This is a genomic window from Mycobacterium sp. NGS59 (genome assembly GCF_059812345.1).
In genome coordinates this window covers 49,964-65,822 of sequence record NZ_JCALCN010000002.1, presented here as the reverse complement: position 1 = coordinate 65,822, position 15,859 = coordinate 49,964, and the positions used below count along the sequence as shown (strand labels likewise).

The window sequence follows — 15,859 nt, the reverse complement described above, 5'->3', positions numbered from 1 at the left end:
CTAACCTACCAAGCACTTGCTTTGTTAGGAGTATCCCCGTGACCACCGATCCCCGCACCGTTCCCGCGGCGCTGGATCAATTCGCGCGCCGCCACCCCGATCACGCCGCCCTGATCACCGAGGAGCGCAGCTTCACCGCCACCACCCTGCGCGACGAGGTGCACCGCGCCGCCGCCGCACTGGTCAGCCTCGGCGTCGAACCGCAACAGCGGGTCGCCATCTGGTCGCCCAACACCTGGCACTGGGTGGTCGCGTGCCTGGCCATCCACCACGTCGGCGCGGCCATGGTGCCGCTGAACACGCGCTATACCGCAGCCGAAGCCGCCGACATCATCGCGCGCACCGATGCGCCGGTGCTGTTCGCCGCGGGCCGCTTCCTGGGCGCCGACCGGACCGCGGACCTGGACCGCGCCGCCCTGCCCGCGCTGCGGCACATCGTGCGGATCGGCATCGACGAACGCGACGGGAACTGGGACGAGTTCATCGCCCGAGGCGACGATCCCGCGGCCGCCCAGACCGTGCGCGAGCGTGCCGCCGCGGTCACCCCCGACGACGTCAGCGACATCCTGTTCACCTCCGGCACCACCGGCCGCAGCAAAGGCGTGCTGTGCGCGCACCGGCAGTCGCTGTCCGCCTCGGCGGCCTGGGCCGCCAACGGCAAGATCACCAGCGACGACCGCTACCTGTGCATCAACCCGTTCTTCCACAACTTCGGCTACAAGGCCGGCATCCTGGCCTGCCTGCAGACCGGCGCGACGCTGATCCCGCACCTGACCTTCGATCCGCTGCGCACGCTGCAGGCCATCGAGCAGCACCGCATCACCGTGCTGCCCGGGCCGCCCACCATCTATCAGACCCTGCTCGACCACCCGGCCCGCGGCGACTACGACCTGAGCTCGCTGCGGTTCGCGGTGACCGGCGCGGCCACCGTGCCGGTGGTCTTGGTGGAGCGCATGCAGTCCGAACTCGACATCGACATCGTGCTGACCGCCTACGGCCTGACCGAGGCCAACGGGATGGGAACGGCGTGCCGGCCCGAGGACGACGCGGTGACGGTCGCGACCACCTGCGGACGCCCGTTCGCCGACTTCGAACTGCGCATCGGGGATGACGGTGAGGTGCTGCTGCGCGGACCCAACGTCATGTTGGGCTATCTCGACGACCCGCAGGCGACCGCCGCCGCGATCGACACCGACGGATGGTTGCACACCGGCGACATCGGCACCGTCGACGCCGCAGGCAACCTGCGGATCACCGACCGGCTCAAGGACATGTACATCTGCGGCGGCTTCAACGTCTACCCCGCCGAAATCGAGCAGGTGCTGGCCCGGATGAACGGAATCGCCGATGCCGCGGTGATCGGAGTCCCCGACCAGCGGCTGGGCGAGGTGGGCCGCGCGTTCGTCGTCACCCGGCCCGGTGCCGAGTTGGACGAGGAATCGGTAATCGCTTACACCCGTGAGCATTTGGCGAACTTCAAAGCACCCCGTTCGGTGCGGTTCGTCGACGCGTTGCCGCGCAATCCCGGCGGCAAGGTGGTCAAACCACAACTGCGAGAGTTGGCTTGATGGATCTACATTTCGACGAAGAGACGTTGGCCTTCCAGTCCGAGGTGCGCGAGTTCCTCGAAGCCAACCGGGGCACGATCCCGACGAAGTCCTACGACAACGCCGAAGGCTTTGCCCAGCACCGTGACTGGGACAAGGTCCTGTTCGACGCCGGTCTGTCGGTGATCACCTGGCCGGAGAAGTACGGCGGCCGGGATGCTCCGCTGCTGCACTGGGTGGTCTACGAGGAGGAATACTTCCGGGCCGGGGCGCCCGGTCGGGCCAGCGCCAACGGCACCTCGATGCTGGCCCCCACCCTGTTCTCGCACGGTACCGAGGAGCAGCTGGACCGTATCCTGCCGAAAATGGCCAGCGGTGAACAGATCTGGGCCCAGGCCTGGTCGGAACCGGAGTCCGGCAGCGACCTGGCGTCGCTGCGCTCCACCGCGACTCAGACCGACGGCGGCTGGCTGCTCAACGGCCAGAAGATATGGAGTTCGAGGGCGCCGTTCGCCGAAATGGGTTTCGGGTTGTTTCGCTCCGACCCCGGATCCCAACGCCACCAAGGCTTGACCTACTTCATGTTCGACCTGAAAGCCAAGGGTGTCACGGTGCGCCCGATCGTCCAGCTCGGCGGTGACACCGGATTCGGCGAGATCTTCCTCGACGACGTCTTCGTTCCCGACCAGGACGTGATCGGCGCCCCGAACGACGGGTGGCGCGCGGCGATGAGCACCTCAAGCAACGAGCGCGGCATGTCCCTGCGCAGCCCGGCTCGTTTCCTGGCCGCCGCCGAGCGGCTGGTGCAGCTCTGGAAGGACGCCGGTTCGCCGCCGGAGTTCGCCGACCGGGTCGCCGACGGCTGGATCAAGGCGCAGGCCTACCGGTTGCAGACCTTCGGCACCGTCACCCGGCTGGCCGGCGGCGGTGAACTCGGCGCGGAATCCTCGGTCACCAAGGTGTTCTGGTCTGATCTGGACGTGGCACTGCACCAGACCGCGCTGGATATCCGCGGCGCCGACGGCGAGCTCGCCGGACCCTGGACCGACGGCCTGCTGTTCGCGCTGGGCGGACCGATCTACGCCGGTACCAACGAGATTCAGCGCAACATCATCTCCGAACGACTGCTCGGCCTGCCCCGGGAGAAGCGGTAATGGACTTCGCATTAGACGAACAGCAGCGTGATTTCGCTGCCAGTATCGACGCGGCGCTGGGCGCCGCCGATCTGCCCGGCGCGGTTCGTGCCTGGGCCGCCGGAGACAACGCACCCGGTCGCAAGGTGTGGGAGCAACTGGCCGACCTCGGCGTCACGGCGCTGATGGTGTCGGAAAAGTTCGACGGCATCGACGCCTCGCCGGTCGATCTGGTGGTTGCCCTCGAGCGCCTCGGTCGCTGGTGTGTGCCCGGCCCGGTCACCGAATCCATCGCCGTCGCACCGGTTCTGCTCGCTGACGACGACCGTAGCGGTGCTCTGGCGTCCGGCGAGCTGATCGCCACCCTCGCGCTACCACCGGATATTCCCCGGGCGTTGGACGCCGACGTCGCCGGACTGGTATTGCTGGCCGGTCCGGAAGGTGTCAGCGAAGCGACCCCGGGTGAGCGTCACGAGTCCGTCGACCCCAGCCGTCGGCTCTTCGACGTGACGGCAACCGGGGACACCTGGCAGGCCGACACCGCGCGCGCCTACCAGTTCGGCGCACTGGCCACCGCCGCACAGCTCGTCGGGGCGGCCGAAGCCCTGCTGACCGGCAGCGTCGACTACGCCAAGCACCGCTCCCAGTTCGGCAGGGTCATCGGCTCATACCAGGCGATCAAGCACAAACTGGCCGACGTGCACATCGCGATCGAACTGGCCCGGCCGCTGGTGTACGGCGCGGCGTTGACACTGGACGCGCGGGATGTGAGCGCGGCCAAAGCCGCGGCCGCCGAGGCGGGTCTGCTGGCCGCACGTTCTGCGTTGCAGACGCACGGGGCGATCGGTTTCACTCAGGAGCACGACCTGTCGCTGCTGCTGCTGCGGGTGCAGGCGCTGCGTTCGGCCTGGGGTACACCGGAGCAGCATCGGCGACGAGTACTGGAGGCGCTATGACGTCCACCGAAGAACGGGAGATGCTGCGCGACAGCGTGGCCGCGCTGGTGACCAAGCACGCCGGCCCCGCTGCCGTGCGTGCGGCGATCGAGTCCGAACGCGGCTACGACGAGTCGCTGTGGCGGCTGCTGTGCGAGCAGGTCGGTGCGGCCGCGCTGGTGGTACCCGAGGAGCTCGGCGGAGCCGGTGGTGAACTGGCCGACGCGGCAACGGTTTTGCGGGAGCTGGGCCGCGGTTTGGTCCCGTCTCCCCTACTGGGCACCACGCTCGCCGAACTCGCGTTGCTGGCCGCACCCGAACCCGACGGCGCGGCGCTGGAGGCTCTGGCCGAAGGCAGCTCGATCGGAGCGCTGGTGCTCGACCCGGACTACGTGATCAATGGCGACATCGCCGACGTCGTCGTGGCTGCCACCGACGGTCAGCTGAGCAGATGGACCCGATTCAGCGCCGAGCCCGTCGCCGCCATGGACCTGACCCGCCGGCTGGCGCGGGTCCGCGCCGAAGACACCGAACCGTTGGGCGACGACCCCGGCCTGGCGGACTTCGCGGCGATTCTGTTGGCCGCCGAGCAGATCGGCGCCGCCGAACGCTGCCTGGACCTCACCGTCGAGTACGCCAAGAGCCGGGTGCAGTTCGGCCGCCCCATCGGCAGCTTCCAGGCGCTCAAGCACCGGATGGCCGATCTGTATGTCGCAGTTGCCGCGGCCCGGGCCGTCGTCGACGACGCGTGCGACCAACCCGGACCCGTCAATGCCGCCACTGCGCGACTGGCCGCCACCGAAGCGCTGAATGTCGTTGCAGCCGAGGCTATTCAGCTGCACGGGGGCATCGCGATCACCTGGGAACACGACATGCACCTGTACTTCAAGCGCGCCCACGGCAGCGCGCAGTTGCTCGACTCCACCCGAGACGTGCTGCGCCGGCTGGAAGCTGAGGTGCTGCCGACCCCGTGACCGGTCACGTCGCACTGCGCGCAGGCATCCCCCCGTTCTATGTGATGGATGTCTGGCTGGCGGCCGCGGAACGCCAACGCACCCACGGCGACCTGGTGAACCTGTCCGCGGGTCAGCCGAGCGTCGGTGCGCCGGAGCCGGTGCGCGCCGCCGCCGCTTCGGCGCTGCATCTCAACGAACTCGGTTACACCGTGGCACTGGGCATTCCGGAGCTGCGGGCCGCGATCGCCGCGAACTATGAACGCCAGCATGGTATTTCCGTCGAACCCGATGCCGTGGTCGTGACCACCGGGTCCTCCGGGGGATTTCTGCTGGCATTTCTGGCGTGCTTCGACGTGGGCGACCGGGTCGCGATGGCCAGTCCCGGCTACCCCTGTTACCGGAACATCCTGTCGGCGTTGGGATGTGAGGTGGTCGAGATCCCGTGCGGCCCGGAGACCAGGTTCCAGCCCACCGCGCAGCTGCTGGCCGAACTCGACCCGCCGGTGCAGGGCGTCATCGTCGCCAGCCCGGCCAACCCGACCGGCACCGTCATCCCGCCGGAGGAACTCGCGGCCATCGCGCAGTGGTGCGACGACAGCGGTGTGCGGCTGATCAGCGACGAGGTCTACCACGGCTTGGTCTACGACCAAGCGCCGCCGACCAGCTGCGCCTGGCAGACCTCGCGAAACGCGGTGCTGGTCAACAGCTTCTCCAAGTACTACGCGATGACGGGTTGGCGGCTGGGCTGGCTGGTGGTGCCCACCGAGTTGCGCCGCGCGGTGGACTGCCTGACCGGCAACTTCACCATCTGCCCCCCGGTGCTGTCGCAGGTTGCCGCGGTGTCAGCGTTCACCCCGGAATCGACCGCCGAGGCCGAGGCCAACCTGAAGCACTATTCGGTCAACCGCGCGTTGCTGCTGGACGGGCTGCGCGGCATCGGCGTCGAACGACTGGCGCCCACCGACGGCGCGTTCTACGTCTACGCCGACGTCTCCGACTTCACCAGCGACTCGCTGGGGTTCTGCTCGCAGTTGTTGCGCGACACCGGCGTTGCCATTGCACCGGGCATCGACTTCGACCCCGCGCGCGGCCACTCCTATGTCCGGCTGTCGTTCGCCGGGCCGACGGGTGACATCGAAGAGGCGCTACGCCGGATCGGTGCGTGGCTGCCTCGCCAGTAGCGCTTCGAGCGCAGCGCGGTCGACATCGGCCAGGTTGATCCCGAACCGCTCGTCGAGGGCGGCGACCACCGCGGCCGCGTCGTCCAGTACGACCTTCTCGCTGCCGTCGGCGCGGTGGATGACGAGGTTGCGTCCGGCCAGGTTCATCCGCCCGTCCTCGGTGACCAGTGCCACCATCAGGTCGGTGACGAAGTGCGACGACGGGTGCGTCGAGACATACCAACTGCCCACCGTCAGGTCGATCTGCGGGCGGGTCACCGTGGTGAACTCATAGAGCGCTTGCCACTCACCGCGGATCTGGGCTTGCAGGACCAGCCCGTCGCCGTGGTCCTCCAGGCGATACGGCTCGTGGGCGGTCTGCTGCACGCCGCCGGTCTGCAGGCGCAACGGCGACGTCGGTGTCTGGCCGCCGAATCCGACGTCGACCAGATACGGACCTGCACTGCCCGGAAACGTCACGGCGAGCACCGTGTGCGTCTCCGCCGGTGTCGGCGCTTGCGGCGACAGCGACCAGACCACCCGGCCGGCCAACCGGCGCACCTGGAAGCCGAGTTCGGCCAGCACATAACCCATCAACCCGTTCTGTTCGTAGCAGTAGCCGCCCCGCCTTCGGTGAATCAGCTTGTCGGCCAATCCCTCTGGGCTCAGGTCGTCGACGGGCACGCCCAACATCGGGTCGATGTTCTCGAAGGGGATGGTCCGAGAGTGGGCCGTTATCAGTGCCTGCAGGACATCCAGGGTCGGTTCTACCGGCCCGTGGTAGCCGATGCGGTCGAAGTATGCGCTGAGATCCAGAGCCATAGCAGCCATTCTGACCCGACTCGCTTGTTTTATCTCTGTCGAATGTGGGGACTCGATACAGACACGGCTACCGCACAGCCGCAAACCGAAGAATCGATGGAGCTCATCATGAGTACCGACAACGTCGTCTGGATCGTGATCGCCGCGCTGGTGGTCATCGCCGTGATCGCCGCGCTGGCCATGCTCGCCAACCGGAGCAAACGCCGCAAGCGGATTCAACAGGCCGAAGAGATACGCGAGCAGGCCAAGCTCGAACAGGCCCGTGTCGAACGCCGTGAGGCGCTGGCCGACGAGACCGCGGCCAGGGCACGCGCCGCCCAGGCCGAGGCCGAGGCGAAAGCCGCCGAAGCGGCCCGGTTGCAGGACCGCGCCGCAGCGCATCAAAGCGAAGCAGCCACCTCGCGCGAGAAGCTCGACGAGCAATGGCAGCGTGCCGAAGATCTGCACCCGACGGACAAAGTGGATTCCGCGGACCGGGCGGAAGGCGCCGACACCGTGACCGACGGGGGACGGGGCACCGAGTCAGGGAACTACCGCGACGACGACCACTCCCGCGGAGCGCGTACCTGAGACCGGCACGAACCCGTAACGCTGCTGCGAAACTCCCTCCAACTCCTTTCGCAGCAGCGTTACCCCGTGTTCCGGCCCGGCTACCGCCCCCCGGCGGGCGGCGGCACCAGCTGGTTCGATGTACTTGTATTGAGCGCCTGCGAGACACCGTCTTCGACGCGGGCGGCTTGTCGGCCTTGAAAGTCAAATTGCTTTACACCGAATCGGTGTTTCGACTTTGCGTGTCGAATTCGTTTACAGCCAGGTGTCCTGGGTGGTGGTGGTGAGAAACGCCTCCAGGTCGTCGCGCCACTGAGCCGGGGTGTTCTTGTCCGGTTCGATGCCGGTGTATTCGCCGCGATAGAACAGCAGCGGACGCGGCTTGATCTTGGGCAAGTCGGACAGCGAGTCGACCGCACCGAACACCACGAAGTGGTCGCCACCCTCGTGCACCGATGCCACCGTGCAGTCGATGTAGGCCAGTGAGCCTTCGATGATCGGCGAACCGAGTTGGGAAGGCCGCCAATCGATCCCGGCGAACTTGTCGGGTTCCTTGGACCCGAACCGCGCCGAGACGTGCTGCTGTTTCTCGGTAAGCACGTTGACGCAGAACCGCCCGCTCGCCTCGATCGCCTGCCAGGACCGCGACACCTTGGTCGGGCAGAACAGCACCAGCGGTGGGTCCAACGACAACGCCGCGAACGACTGACACGCGAAACCGATCGGCACGTCGTCGTGCACGGTGGTGATGATGGTGATCCCGGTGCAGAACTGACCGAGCACGCTGCGGAACGTGCGCGGATCGAGAGGCGGGGCAGCCACGGTCAGCTCTTGAAGCCGACCGAGAAGTCGTGGCCCCACAGACTGACCGCCGTGCTTTCCCGGGCGATCCAGTCGTCGTCGGCGACTTGCCTTCCTTCACAACCGAATTCGACGTCGAAGCCACCCGGCGTCTTCATGTAGAAGGACAGCATCAGATCGTTGACGTGCCGGCCCAGCGTCGCCGACATCGGCACCTTCTTGCGCAGCGCGCGGTCCAGGCACAAACCGACGTCGTCGGCGTTCTCCACCTCGACCATCAGGTGCACGATGCCACTGGGGGTCTGTCCGGGCATGAAGGCCAGACTGTGGTGACGAGGGTTGCAGCCCAAGAACCTCAACCAGGCCGGCGCTCCGTCGGCGGGTCGGCCCACGAGTTGTGGGGGCAGCCGCATGGAATCGCGCAACGTGAAGCCCAGGACGTCCCGGTAGAAGTGCAACGTTTCCGCGTCGTCACGGGTCGTCAGCACCACGTGTCCCAGCCCCTGCTCACCGGTGACGAATTTGTGTCCGTAGGGGCTGACCACCCGGCGATGCTCCAGTGCGACGCCGTGGAAGACCTCCAGGCAGTTGCCCGACGGGTCGGAGAACCGGATCATCTCGTCGACGCGACGGTCGGCCAGCTCGGCGGCGGTCGCCTCCTTGTACGGCGTGCCCTCGACTTCGAGCCGATTCCGGATCTCTTGCAGCCCTTCGGCGTTCGCGCATTCCCAGCCGGCCTCCGAGAGCCGGTCGTGCTCGCCGGGGACGACGACCAGCCGGGCCGGGAAGTCGTCCATGCGCAGATACAGGGCACCCTCGACGGTGCCCTTACCCTCGACCATGCCCAGGACCTTGAGCCCGTACTCGCGCCAGGCGGCCATGTCGGTGGCCTCGATGCGCAGATAACCCAGGGAACGGATGCTCATCTCGCACCTCCTACGAAATCGATGGTCAGCTTGTTGAACTCGTCGAACTTCTCCACCTGGGCCCAGTGCCCGCATTGCCCGAACACGTGCAGCTGGGCTCTGGGGATGGTCTTGAGCGCCACGAGCGCACCGTCGAGCGGGTTGACCCGATCCTCGCGGCCCCAGATCAGCAGCACCGGCTGACGCAGCTTGTACACCTCGCGCCACATCATGCCGAGCTCGAAGTCGGCTCCGGAAAACGACATTCCCATCGCGCGGGTCGCCGTGAGCGACTCCGGCGTGCTGGCCAACTCGAACCGCTGGTCGATCAGTTCGGGGGTGATCAGCTTCTGGTCGTAGACCATGACCCGCAGGAACGCTTCCAGGTTGTCCCGGGTCGGCTCCATCGAGAACTTCCCCAGGCGTTTGACACCCTCGGTCGGGTCCGGGGCGAACAGATTGACGCTCAGCCCGCCGGGGCCCATCAACACCAGCCGCCCGGCCAGGTCCGGGTAGTCCAGCGCGAACCGCACCGCGGTGCCGCCGCCCAGTGAATTGCCTACCAGCGGAGCGCGTTTGAGCCCGAGCTGGTCGAAAAGCCCCTTGAGCGCTCGGGCCGCATAGCGGTTGAACTGGCCGTGTTCGGCGCGCTTGTCGGAGTGCCCGTATCCGGGCTGGTCCACGGCCAGCACATGGAACCGCTCGGCCAGCACCGCGATGTTGCGCGAGAAGTTCGTCCAGCTCGACGCGCCCGGACCGCCGCCGTGCAGCAGCACCACCGTGGGGGCGTTGCCGATGCCCGCCTCGTGGTAGTGCAGTTTCAGCGGTCCGTCGACGTCGACTTCTGCAAAACGAGAGGTGGATTCGAAGGTGAGTTCCTCAGTGGCGGTCATGGCCTAGACCATGGTGTCGCCGGGCGGCAACCCGAACGCGTGGTTCCCGAAGATCTGGTAGGCCCGTTCCGGGTCGTTCGCGGCGTGCACCCGGCCCGCGTGCGCGTCACGCCAAAAGCGTTGCACCGGTTGCTCGATGCCCAACGCGGTGGCGCCGGACGCCTCGAACAACCGGTCTATCGAGGAGATCGACCGCCCGGTGGCGCGCACCTGGTCGCGACGGGCGCGGGCACGCAGGTCGAACGGGATCTCCTTGCCGGCCGACAGCAGCGCGTACTCGTCGCCGACATTGCCGATCAGTTGCCGCCAGGCGGCGTCGATGTCGCTGGCCGCCTCGGCGATGCGCACCTTGGCGAACGGGTCGTCCTTGGATTTCTCCCCGGCGAACGCCGCACGCACCCGCTTGCCCTGGTGCTCGACGTGCGCGTCGTAAGCGCCGTAGGCCATGCCGACGATCGGCGCCGAGATGGTGGTGGGATGCATTGTGCCCCAAGGCATCTTGTAAACCGCGGCGGTGTTGCGCTCATACCCGCCGGCGGTGCCGTCGTTCATCGCCTTGTACGACAGGAACCGGTGCCGGGGCACGAACACGTCCTTGACCACCACGGTGTTGCTGCCGGTGCCCTTCAGCCCGACCACGTGCCACACGTCGTCGATCTGGTACTCGCTGCGCGGGATCAGGAAGCTGCCGAAGTCGACCGGGCGCCCGTCCTTGATCACTGGGCCGCCCAGAAACGCCCAGGTGGCGTGGTCACATCCGGACGACCACTGCCATGCTCCGTTCACCAGGTAGCCGCCGTCGGCGACGACACCGGCGCCCATCGGCGCATACGACGACGAGATCCGCGTCTTGGTGTCCTCTCCCCACACCTCTTCCTGGGCCTGCTGGTCGAACAGCGCCAGGTGCCAGTTGTGCACACCCAGGATGGAGCTGACCCAGCCGGTGGAACCGCAGGCGCTGGCGATGCGGCGTACGGCCTCGTAGAACAGGGTGGGGTCGCATTGCAGGCCGCCCCACTGCTCGGGCTGCAGCAGGGTGAAGAAGCCAACCTCGTCGAGTTCCTGCACCGTTTCGTCCGGCAGCCGGCGCAGATCCTCGGTTGCCTGAGCGCGCTCACGGATCCGCGGCAGCAGATCGTCGATGGCAGCTAACACCTGCTGCGCATCACGCTGTTGAATGGTGGTCACTTAGGTTTGCCTCCTGTGGGAGTGCGGGCTGAGTCGAGAACCGATGCGGCTGACTTAGGGAAAGACTAGAACACGTTCCGATTTGTGTCGAGCAGGGTATTCCTGCGGCTGGTAGAGATGCCAATCGGGTTTTCTATAACATGTTCTAGTTGAGATGGAAGAGAGGGCGCGCCTTGACCCAGGCGGATCTGGACCAAGCACCGGACGAACCGCTCGGCGACCATGTCCTGGAGCTGCAGATCGCCGAAGTCGTCGCCGAGACCGACGATGCACGGTCGCTGGTGTTCGCAGTGCCCGACGGTGCGTCCATCCCGCCGGAACGGCTGCGCTACGCGCCCGGTCAGTTCTTGACCTTGCGGGTGCCCAGCGACCGCACCGGTTCGGTGGCGCGGTGCTACTCGTTGTGCAGTTCGCCGTTCACCGACGACGCGTTGACCGTCACCGTCAAACGCACCGCGGACGGGTACGCCTCCAACTGGCTGTGCGACAACGCGCACCAAGGCATGCGTATCCATCTGCTGGCGCCGTCGGGCACCTTCGTGCCCAAGACCCTGGACGGCGACTTCCTGCTGCTGGCCGCCGGCAGCGGAATCACCCCGATCATGTCCATCTGCAAGTCGGCGCTGGCCGAGGGCAGCGGGCAGGTAACGCTGGTCTACGCCAACCGCGACGACCGCTCGGTGATCTTCCGCGACACATTGCAGGACCTGGCCACCAAATATCCCGACCGGCTGACGGTGGTGCACTGGCTGGAGTCTTTGCAGGGCCTGCCCAGTGCGGCCGCATTGGCTCACCTCGCCGCGCCCTTCACCGACCGGCCCGCGTTCATCTGCGGACCCGGACCTTTCATGGAGGCGGCGCGACAGGCGCTGGATGCGCTGAAAGTGCCGGTGCAGCAAGTGCATATCGAGGTGTTCAAGTCGCTGGAGTCCGACCCGTTCGCCGCCGTCACGATCGACGACAGCGACGACGACGAGGCGGGACCGGCCACCGCGGTGGTCGAACTGGACGGGGAGACCCATACCGTCTCGTGGCCGCGCAGCGCGAAGTTGCTCGACGTGTTGCTGGCCAAGGGGCTCGATGCGCCGTTCTCCTGCCGGGAAGGTCACTGCGGCGCGTGCGCCACCACGCTACGTGGCGGCAAGGTCACGATGGAGATCAACGACGTGCTCGAGCAGGAGGATCTCGACGAGGGTCTGATCCTGGCCTGTCAGGCTCATCCGGATACCGACACGGTCGAGGTCACCTATGACGAGTAGGCACAACGACCTGTCAATCTCCCCCGAAATCTGATTCGGTAGAGGTCACAGCGCTAAGTTCTGCTCAGGTCGGTGGAAAGGGGAGCACGATGAAGCGGTTGGTACCGGGTCTTGCGCTGGTCGGGCTGATGCTGACGTTGCTGCCCGCCCCGACAGCCGTCGCCGGCAGCAACACCGCCACCACGTTGTTCCCGGTAGACGAGGCGAATCAGATCGAGACGCACACCTTCGTCAACTGCCACGGGAACGGCAGTTGCGACTTCGTTGCCGGGGCGAACCTGCGCACTCCCGACGGGCCGGCCGGCTTCCCGTCCGGTCTGTGGGCACGCCAGACCACCGAGATCCGGTCCAACAGTCGGGTGGCCTACCTGGATGCGCACGCGACCAGCCAGTTCGAGCGGGTGCACAAAGAGGGCGGGATCGACACGATCACCACCGTCTACTTCGGCGAGGGCCCGCCGGACAAGTACCAGACCACCGGCGTCATCGACTCGGTGAGTTGGTCGACCGGACAACCGATGACCAACGTCACCGTCTACGTCTGCACGCACATGCAGGTCGTCTATCCGGGGGTGAACCTCACCTCGCCCAGCACCTGCGCCGTCACCAACTTCGCCTGAGGCGGGGCCGGCCCTCACCGCGAGCGTGAATCAGACGACGCTGCACCGGCGTGTCGGGTCGCAGGATTCACAGTCGGCGTAGGGGCTTCTAGCGCGGCAGCCCCAACAACCTCTCGGCGGCCACGGTCAGCAGGATCTGCTCGGTGCCCCCCGCGATGGTCAGGCACCGGGTGTTGAGGAAGTCGAATACCGCCTGGTTGTGAACCAGGCCGCCGCCCTCGGACACATCCATCATGTATTCGGCCAGCTCCTGCCGGTAGCGCACGCCGATCAGCTTGCGCACGCTGGACTGAGCCCCGGGGTCTTGCCCGCCGACAGCCAGCACCGCGATGCGCTGGTCGAGCAGCGCGCCGGACTGGGCCAACAGGATCAGGTCGGCCAGCCGGTCCTGCTGGGCGGCGTCGAGGTCGAGCTCGGCGAGCACCTTGAGTAATTCCTCCATCGGGTTGCCCAACGCGGTCCCGCTGGCCATCGCGATCCGCTCGTTGGCCAACGTGGTGCGGGCCAACCGCCAGCCGTCGTTGACCTTGCCGACCACCATCTCGTCGGGCACGAACACGTTGTCCAGAAAGACCTCGTTGAACAACGAGTCGCCGGTGATCTCGCGCAGCGGCCGGATCTCGATGCCGGGCGCCTTCATGTCGATCAGGAAGTAGGTAATGCCCTTGTGCTTCGAAACGTCCGGGTCCGTTCGGGCCAGACACACCCCCCAGGCGGCCTTGTGCGCGGCCGACGTCCACACCTTCTGTCCGCTGAGCAGCCAGCCGCCGTCGCCTCGCACCGCTTTGGTGCGCAACGACGCCAGGTCCGAGCCCGCCCCCGGCTCGGAGAACAGCTGACACCACAGGAAGTCACCACGCAGGGTCGACGGCACAAATCGCTCGATCTGTTCGGGTGTGCCGTGCTCGAGGATGGTCGGTGCGGCCCACCAGCCGATCACCAAATCCGGCCGCTCGACGCCGGCCGCCGCCAGTTCCTGGTCGATGAGCAGCTGCTCGGCCGGACCCGCGCCGCGCCCGTGCGGCGCCGGCCAGTGCGGCGCCTGCAGCCCGGCCTCGGCCAGTGCGGCCTGCCGCTTCTCGACCGGCAACTCAGCCACTTCGGCGACGGCCGCGGCGATCTCCGAACGCCGACCCTCGACTTCGGTCAGGTCGATGGACAGCTGCCGGCGCACGCCGTCCTGGGTCAGCGCCGCGACCCGGCGCATCCAGAATTCCGCACCACCCAGGAATCGTCCGATGCTGTGCGCCCGCCGCAGGTAGAGGTGAGCATCGTGCTCCCAGGTGCAGCCGATGCCGCCGAGCACCTGAATGCAGTCCCGCACGTTGGCCTTGGCGGCCCTGATGGTCAGACCGGCGGCGACGGCCGCGGCGATGGCGAACTGCCGAGCGTCGGGATCGGACGCCGCGCCGGCTGCATCGCCGGCGGCCACGTCGGCCTGCTCGGCGCGGCACAACATTTGCGCGCACAGGTGCTTGATCGCCTGGAAGCTGCCGATCGGCTTGCCGAACTGTTCACGCACCTTGGCGTAGGCGACCGCGGTCTCCAGGGCGTACCGGGTGACGCCCGCGGCCTCCGCCGCCAGCAGCGTCGCGGCCAGGTCGGCGACCCGTCCGGGCGGGGTGTCCAGCCGCACGGCCCGCGCCGACGTCAACTCCACCCTGGCCAGCGGGCGGGAGAAATCGGCGGCGCGCAGCGGCTCGAGCGACACCCCGTCGGCGTCAGCGTCGACAAGCAGCCACTCTCCGTCGCCCGGCACCAACAGCACGCCGCCCGGTGCACCGCCGGACACCCACGGCAAGACCCCGGAAGCCACCGAACCGTCGAATCGCACCCCGCCTTCCAACGCCAGTCCGGCGAAACGTTCACCGGATATCAACGCGGCCAGGACTTCCGGATCATCAACGACGAGAGTCGCCAGCGCGGTTGTGGCGACCGGGCCGGGCACCAGCGCCTTGGCGGCCTCCTCGACCATGGCGCACAAGTCCGCGATGCTGCCGCCGGCTCCTCCGGCCTCCTCGGACACCGCAACGCCGAACAGGCCGAGCTCGGCCAACCCCGCGAACACCGGCCGCCACGCGTCGGGCTCTCCCTGTTCCACGGCCCTGGCCACCACGGCGGCGGCCTGCCCCGAAGCCGCGCCGCGGGCCCAGTCGCGCACCAACTCGCGCGCTGCGAACTGTTCGTCGGTGACGGTCGCTACCACCAGCACTCCTCGGCGTCATCAAATTCACAGGGCAGGCAATCAATCATGCCCACTAGAACGTGTTCTAATAGTGGAAGCGATCAACCGTCAAGTCGACGGTATCAGGCCAGGACACGTCGTCGGCCCGGCTACGGGGAGGTGGGAGATTAACGCGAAGAATGCGTATCGTTTGCGAACAGATCGCCCGCACGAGGAGCCGCCCGCCGTATGTCGCCAGCGAACACGAGCAACGCTCGCGCTTCCGACAACCACCCTCGCGAGGTCGTGAACGTGGCGGTACTGGCTGAATCGGAGTTGGGGTCGGAGGCGCAGCGCGAGCGGCGCAAGCGCATCCTGGACGCCACCATGGCCATCGCGTCCAAGGGCGGCTACGAGGCCGTTCAGATGCGCGCGGTGGCTGATCGCGCCGACGTCGCGGTGGGCACGCTGTACCGCTACTTCCCGTCCAAGGTGCACCTGCTGGTGTCGGCGCTGGGCCGCGAGTTCAGCCGCATCGACGCCAAGACCGACCGTTCCGCGGTGGCCGGCGGCACCCCGTTCCAGCGGCTGAATTTCATGGTCGGCAAGCTCAACCGCGCCATGCAGCGCAACCCGCTGCTGACCGAGGCCATGACGCGCGCCTATGTGTTCGCCGACGCCTCGGCAGCCAGCGAGGTCGACCAGGTCGAAAAGCTGATCGACTCCATGTTCGCCCGGGCCATGAGCGACGGCGAGCCGACCGAGGACCAGTACCACATCGCCCGGGTCATCTCCGACGTGTGGCTGTCCAATCTGTTGGCGTGGCTGACCCGGCGCGCCTCGGCCACCGACGTCAGCAAGCGCCTGGACCTGGCCGTGCGGCTGCTGATCGGCGACCACGAGAACTGCTAGTCGCGATCGCAAGAG

The 15,859-nt window shown here is 67.4% G+C and carries 15 protein-coding genes; 9 read left to right on the top strand and 6 right to left on the bottom strand.

Translation table 11 applies throughout. From position 1 onward, the window contains the following. Window positions 1-38 precede the first annotated feature (38 nt). The 5 genes from fadD3 to AC5Y46_RS02820 are packed head-to-tail and all read left to right on the top strand — an operon-like array spanning window position 39 to window position 5,752. Window positions 39-1,568: a 3-((3aS,4S,7aS)-7a-methyl-1,5-dioxo-octahydro-1H-inden-4-yl)propanoate--CoA ligase FadD3 gene (gene fadD3, locus AC5Y46_RS02840; protein ID WP_499943226.1), complete on the top strand. Its 1,530-nt coding sequence runs from the start codon at window positions 39-41 to the stop codon at window positions 1,566-1,568. Then, complete coding sequence (locus AC5Y46_RS02835) at window positions 1,568-2,701, top strand: acyl-CoA dehydrogenase family protein (protein WP_499943227.1); 1,134 nt, start codon at window positions 1,568-1,570, stop codon at window positions 2,699-2,701. Before fadD3 ends, AC5Y46_RS02835 begins: the two co-directional genes overlap by 1 nt. Then, on the top strand, window positions 2,701-3,636 hold the full coding sequence (locus AC5Y46_RS02830; RefSeq protein WP_499943228.1) for an acyl-CoA dehydrogenase family protein: 936 nt from the start codon (window positions 2,701-2,703) through the stop codon (window positions 3,634-3,636). The genes AC5Y46_RS02835 and AC5Y46_RS02830 overlap by 1 nt, the downstream gene beginning before the upstream one ends. Then, on the top strand, window positions 3,633-4,589 hold the full coding sequence (gene ipdE2 / locus AC5Y46_RS02825; RefSeq protein ID WP_499943229.1) for an acyl-CoA dehydrogenase IpdE2: 957 nt from the start codon (window positions 3,633-3,635) through the stop codon (window positions 4,587-4,589). The genes AC5Y46_RS02830 and ipdE2 overlap by 4 nt, the downstream gene beginning before the upstream one ends. After that, window positions 4,586-5,752, top strand: coding sequence for a pyridoxal phosphate-dependent aminotransferase (locus AC5Y46_RS02820; RefSeq protein ID WP_499943230.1), 1,167 nt, complete (start codon window positions 4,586-4,588; stop codon window positions 5,750-5,752). Before ipdE2 ends, AC5Y46_RS02820 begins: the two co-directional genes overlap by 4 nt. On the opposite strand, the gene AC5Y46_RS02815 is transcribed toward AC5Y46_RS02820, so the two are convergent. Continuing rightward, window positions 5,717-6,553 (bottom strand): arylamine N-acetyltransferase family protein, encoded by an 837-nt coding sequence (locus AC5Y46_RS02815; RefSeq protein WP_499943231.1) that lies wholly within the window; start codon window positions 6,551-6,553, stop codon window positions 5,717-5,719. The two genes, AC5Y46_RS02820 and AC5Y46_RS02815, sit on opposite strands and share 36 nt — an antisense overlap. Window positions 6,554-6,661: 108 nt before the next feature. On the opposite strand from AC5Y46_RS02815, the gene AC5Y46_RS02810 reads away from it, so the two are divergent. Continuing rightward, window positions 6,662-7,123 (top strand): hypothetical protein, encoded by a 462-nt coding sequence (locus tag AC5Y46_RS02810; protein ID WP_499943232.1) that lies wholly within the window; start codon window positions 6,662-6,664, stop codon window positions 7,121-7,123. Window positions 7,124-7,357: 234 nt separating this feature from the next. On the opposite strand, the gene hsaB is transcribed toward AC5Y46_RS02810, so the two are convergent. From hsaB to hsaA, 4 genes are read right to left on the bottom strand one after another with little or no spacing between them, the layout of a single operon-like run. Next, a complete protein-coding gene (gene hsaB / locus AC5Y46_RS02805; RefSeq protein ID WP_499943233.1) occupies window positions 7,358-7,924 on the bottom strand; it encodes a 3-hydroxy-9,10-secoandrosta-1,3,5(10)-triene-9,17-dione monooxygenase reductase subunit in 567 nt (188 codons plus the stop codon). Window positions 7,925-7,926: 2 nt separating this feature from the next. After that, complete coding sequence (gene hsaC, locus AC5Y46_RS02800) at window positions 7,927-8,829, bottom strand: iron-dependent extradiol dioxygenase HsaC (RefSeq protein WP_499943234.1); 903 nt, start codon at window positions 8,827-8,829, stop codon at window positions 7,927-7,929. Continuing rightward, window positions 8,826-9,701 (bottom strand): 4,5:9,10-diseco-3-hydroxy-5,9,17-trioxoandrosta-1(10),2-diene-4-oate hydrolase, encoded by an 876-nt coding sequence (gene hsaD / locus AC5Y46_RS02795; protein WP_499943235.1) that lies wholly within the window; start codon window positions 9,699-9,701, stop codon window positions 8,826-8,828. The genes hsaC and hsaD overlap by 4 nt, the downstream gene beginning before the upstream one ends. A gap of 3 nt (window positions 9,702-9,704) precedes the next feature. Further along, window positions 9,705-10,889 (bottom strand): 3-hydroxy-9,10-secoandrosta-1,3,5(10)-triene-9,17-dione monooxygenase oxygenase subunit, encoded by a 1,185-nt coding sequence (hsaA, locus tag AC5Y46_RS02790; protein ID WP_499990024.1) that lies wholly within the window; start codon window positions 10,887-10,889, stop codon window positions 9,705-9,707. A gap of 173 nt (window positions 10,890-11,062) precedes the next feature. Between hsaA and AC5Y46_RS02785 the strand changes: the two genes are divergently transcribed. After that, window positions 11,063-12,148 (top strand): 2Fe-2S iron-sulfur cluster-binding protein, encoded by a 1,086-nt coding sequence (locus AC5Y46_RS02785; protein WP_499990262.1) that lies wholly within the window; start codon window positions 11,063-11,065, stop codon window positions 12,146-12,148. Between the two features lie 89 nt (window positions 12,149-12,237). Next, the gene (locus AC5Y46_RS02780; protein ID WP_499943237.1) at window positions 12,238-12,768 is read left to right on the top strand and encodes a hypothetical protein; all 531 of its coding nucleotides are present in this window, start codon (window positions 12,238-12,240) and stop codon (window positions 12,766-12,768) included. A gap of 88 nt (window positions 12,769-12,856) precedes the next feature. On the opposite strand, the gene AC5Y46_RS02775 is transcribed toward AC5Y46_RS02780, so the two are convergent. Beyond that, window positions 12,857-14,974 carry an acyl-CoA dehydrogenase family protein gene (locus AC5Y46_RS02775; protein ID WP_499990023.1) on the bottom strand — a complete coding sequence of 706 codons (2,118 nt, stop codon included), beginning with the start codon at window positions 14,972-14,974 and terminating at the stop codon, window positions 12,857-12,859. Window positions 14,975-15,244: 270 nt separating this feature from the next. On the opposite strand from AC5Y46_RS02775, the gene kstR reads away from it, so the two are divergent. Continuing rightward, the gene (kstR, locus tag AC5Y46_RS02770) at window positions 15,245-15,844 is read left to right on the top strand and encodes a cholesterol catabolism transcriptional regulator KstR (RefSeq protein ID WP_463828576.1); all 600 of its coding nucleotides are present in this window, start codon (window positions 15,245-15,247) and stop codon (window positions 15,842-15,844) included. Window positions 15,845-15,859 lie beyond the last annotated feature (15 nt).

Excerpts from the sequence above, each read along its gene's own strand:
- AC5Y46_RS02815 (WP_499943231.1), bottom strand. The coding sequence starts at position 6,553 with ATGGCTCTGGATCTCAGCGCATACTTCGACCGCATCGGCTACCACGGG.
- ipdE2 (WP_499943229.1), top strand. The coding sequence starts at position 3,633 with ATGACGTCCACCGAAGAACGGGAGATGCTGCGCGACAGCGTGGCCGCG.
- AC5Y46_RS02810 (WP_499943232.1), top strand. The coding sequence starts at position 6,662 with ATGAGTACCGACAACGTCGTCTGGATCGTGATCGCCGCGCTGGTGGTC.
- hsaC (WP_499943234.1), bottom strand. The coding sequence starts at position 8,829 with ATGAGCATCCGTTCCCTGGGTTATCTGCGCATCGAGGCCACCGACATG.
- AC5Y46_RS02830 (WP_499943228.1), top strand. The coding sequence starts at position 2,701 with ATGGACTTCGCATTAGACGAACAGCAGCGTGATTTCGCTGCCAGTATC.
- hsaD (WP_499943235.1), bottom strand. The coding sequence starts at position 9,701 with ATGACCGCCACTGAGGAACTCACCTTCGAATCCACCTCTCGTTTTGCA.
- AC5Y46_RS02835 (WP_499943227.1), top strand. The coding sequence starts at position 1,568 with ATGGATCTACATTTCGACGAAGAGACGTTGGCCTTCCAGTCCGAGGTG.
- AC5Y46_RS02780 (WP_499943237.1), top strand. The coding sequence starts at position 12,238 with ATGAAGCGGTTGGTACCGGGTCTTGCGCTGGTCGGGCTGATGCTGACG.